We start from the raw sequence: 2,664 nt of genomic DNA, 5'->3' as shown, positions 1-2,664 counted from the left end.
TGCTGAATAGGGGTATGCTGGATAACACAGAAATCAAAGATGTGGATGTCATCCGGCATCACCTCTTTAAATTTCATTGAAGTAACACTATACTCAGCTCTTGCTTTTATCTTATTCGGACAGGTCCAAACACCCAACAGATAATCTTATGTATCAGGAGCGTATCTTCGCATTGGATTTGCATGAATCGCCCCACCGCACAGCCGGTGAGTGGGCGGCGCCGGATCTGATCCGGGGCTGCTCCAGATCGGGCTCTCGGAGCCCAGGCGTTCTGGAGGAGTAATTGGAGATGGAGACGAAGGATACTGAGAGCTCTGTTGAGCTGAGGCACATAGTCCGCATTTACAACACCGACCTTGACGGCAAGAAGCAGGTTCAGATGGCTCTTACCGGCATCAAGGGCGTTGGCAGAAGGCTGGCCAGGGTGTTCGCAGTAAAGGCAGGTGTGGATCCCTACGCGATTCTGGGAAAGCTGCCCGAGGAGCAGATAGAGGCTCTGAAGAACGTTATAGAGAATGCCACGGAGAGCATTCCTGCCTGGATGATGAACCGGAGGAAGGAGATAATAACAGGAGTCGACAGGCACGTCATGGGCGCAGATGTCCTCACAGCACTCCGCGAGGATCTCGACCTCATGAAGAAGGCAAGAAGCTACAAGGGCATAAGGCATGAGCTCGGGCTGAGAGTGAGGGGACAGAGGACCAGATCCACAGGCAGGAGCGGCGCTACCGTTGGCGTCACCAAGAAGAAGGCGCAGGCAACAAAGAGCTGATCTGAGCAGGTGATTTTATGGGATATCCTGGCAAGAGCCACAAGACATATGAGCGGCCCCGAAAGCCATGGGAAGCTGGCAGGATGGCAGAGGAGGTCGAGCTCATGAAGACCTACGGGCTGAGAAACAAGCGCGAGCTCTGGAAGGCTGAGAGCATTCTCAGAAAGTACAGGCGCGTTGGAAGGATGCTCCTTGCATCAAAGGCCCGAGGCGAGGCCAGAGCCGATGTTGAGGCTGCTGCTGTTATAGATAGACTGTCGCGGTTCGGAATCCTGAAGGACGGAGCGGACCTCGATGCCATACTCTCGCTGAAGATCACAGATATCCTGGAGAGGCGGCTTCAGACCCAGGTTTATAGACAGGGTCTCGCAAACACGATACGACAGGCGAGGCAGTTCATAACACACGGGCACATTCAGGTAGCGGGCCAGAGGGTGACCGTCCCGAGCTACCTGGTGAAAAGAGGGGATGAGATGACCATCGACTACTACGCAGGATCCCCACTTGCAAGAGAGGGGCATCCGGAGAGGTCATCTAAGATCGTCGCCCGCGCTGGAGGGTCGGCATGACAGAGGGCAAATGGGCCATAGCACACATATACTCGTCGTTCAATAACACGCTGATAACGATAACAGATCTGACTGGCGCTGAGACGATAGCCAAGATCTCAGGCGGCATGGTCGTGAAGGCCGCCAGGGACGAGAGCTCACCCTACACTGCGATGCAGATGGCGATGCAGGTCGCGGAGCAGGCCAAGGCCAAGGGCATTGTAGGGGTCCATGTAAAGGTGAGGGCCCCTGGCGGGAACAAGCAGAGGTCTCCGGGCCCGGGAGCGCAGGCTGCGATAAGGGCGCTGGCACGTGCAGGTCTCAGAATCGGAAGGATAGAGGACGTCACCCCGATCCCGCATGACGGCACAAAGCCGAAGGGCGGGAAGAGGGGCAGAAGGGTCTGACGGTGCATAAGCCTTGAATGTGGAGCTTATCGAGTTAAGGGACGACCGGGTGAGGTTCCTCCTCTCCGGTGTGACTCCAGCATTCGCAAACGCCATCAGAAGGTCATGCATAGCTGAGGTCCCGAAGCTGGCGATCGATGAGATCTCGATATACGAGAATACATCGGTGCTCTTCGATGAGCAGATCGCCCTCAGGCTCGGTCTTGTTCCGATAAGAGCCGATGATCTGAAAGTCTACTCAACTCCTGATGAATGCCAGTGCGGCGGTGTTGGCTGTCCCGGCTGCAGGATCGATTTCATGGTGACTGCAGAGGGACCCGGGACCGTGTACTCGCGGGATATAAAATTCAGCGAGCCTGCTGTTAGAGCTGCATTCGATAACATACCTCTTGTGGTTCTGGGGGAGGGCGAGAAGCTCGTGATCGAGGGGTTTGCGACACTCCGCACCGGCAAGGAGCATGCCAAGTGGCAGGCCGGCACGCTCTGCGGCTACAAGAACCTTCCGTCGATAGAGATCATCGGATGCAACGGCTGCGGGAGATGCGTGAAGGTATGCCCACGTGGTGTGCTGGTGCTCGATGAGAGCGATACTCTAAAGGTGAAGGACATCACAGAGTGCTCTCTCTGCAGGCTCTGCGTCGAGGAGTGCGAGCAGCGAGCCATCTCAGTCATGCCACTTGAGGACGCCTTCATCATGAGCATAGAGAGCGATGGCTCTATAAATGCGAAGGATCTGGTAAGGATGGCCGCAGAGGAGCTTAAGAAGAAAGCTCTGGTCCTGCAGGACACGCTCGCCTCGATCTCCTGAGGCGAGAGGTTTAAATCCAATGCGGTATTCTCTGCCAGAAGCATGCGGGGGTTGCCAAGCATGGTCAAAGGCGCAGGATTGAGGGTCCTGTCACGTAGGTGTTCGCGGGTTCGAATCCCGTCCCCCGCA

4 protein-coding genes and 1 tRNA gene are annotated in these 2,664 nt (G+C 56.0%); all 5 read left to right on the top strand.

Annotated elements, in window-relative coordinates:
* Positions 1-289: 289 nt before the first annotated feature.
* The 5 genes from NQU42_RS08335 (at position 290) to NQU42_RS08315 (ending at position 2,664) form a co-directional block, all read left to right on the top strand.
* The gene (locus NQU42_RS08335; protein ID WP_296610611.1) at positions 290-772 is read left to right on the top strand and encodes a 30S ribosomal protein S13; all 483 of its coding nucleotides are present in this window, start codon (positions 290-292) and stop codon (positions 770-772) included.
* Positions 773-789: 17 nt separating this feature from the next.
* Positions 790-1,341, top strand: a complete 552-nt coding sequence (locus NQU42_RS08330) for a 30S ribosomal protein S4 (protein WP_296610607.1) — start codon at positions 790-792, stop codon at positions 1,339-1,341.
* Positions 1,338-1,727, top strand: coding sequence for a 30S ribosomal protein S11 (locus NQU42_RS08325; RefSeq protein ID WP_011696765.1), 390 nt, complete (start codon positions 1,338-1,340; stop codon positions 1,725-1,727). The genes NQU42_RS08330 and NQU42_RS08325 overlap by 4 nt, the downstream gene beginning before the upstream one ends.
* A gap of 19 nt (positions 1,728-1,746) precedes the next feature.
* Entirely contained in the window at positions 1,747-2,535 is a 789-nt protein-coding gene (locus NQU42_RS08320; protein ID WP_296610609.1) for a DNA-directed RNA polymerase subunit D, read from the top strand.
* A 44-nt stretch (positions 2,536-2,579) separates the two neighbouring features.
* Positions 2,580-2,664: transfer RNA gene (locus tag NQU42_RS08315), tRNA-Leu, on the top strand.

Source organism: Methanothrix sp. (assembly GCF_024518575.1).
GTDB lineage: Archaea > Halobacteriota > Methanosarcinia > Methanotrichales > Methanotrichaceae > Methanothrix_B.
Note: the sequence above shows the minus strand (reverse complement) of the source record. Positions and strands in the feature narration are given on the sequence as shown.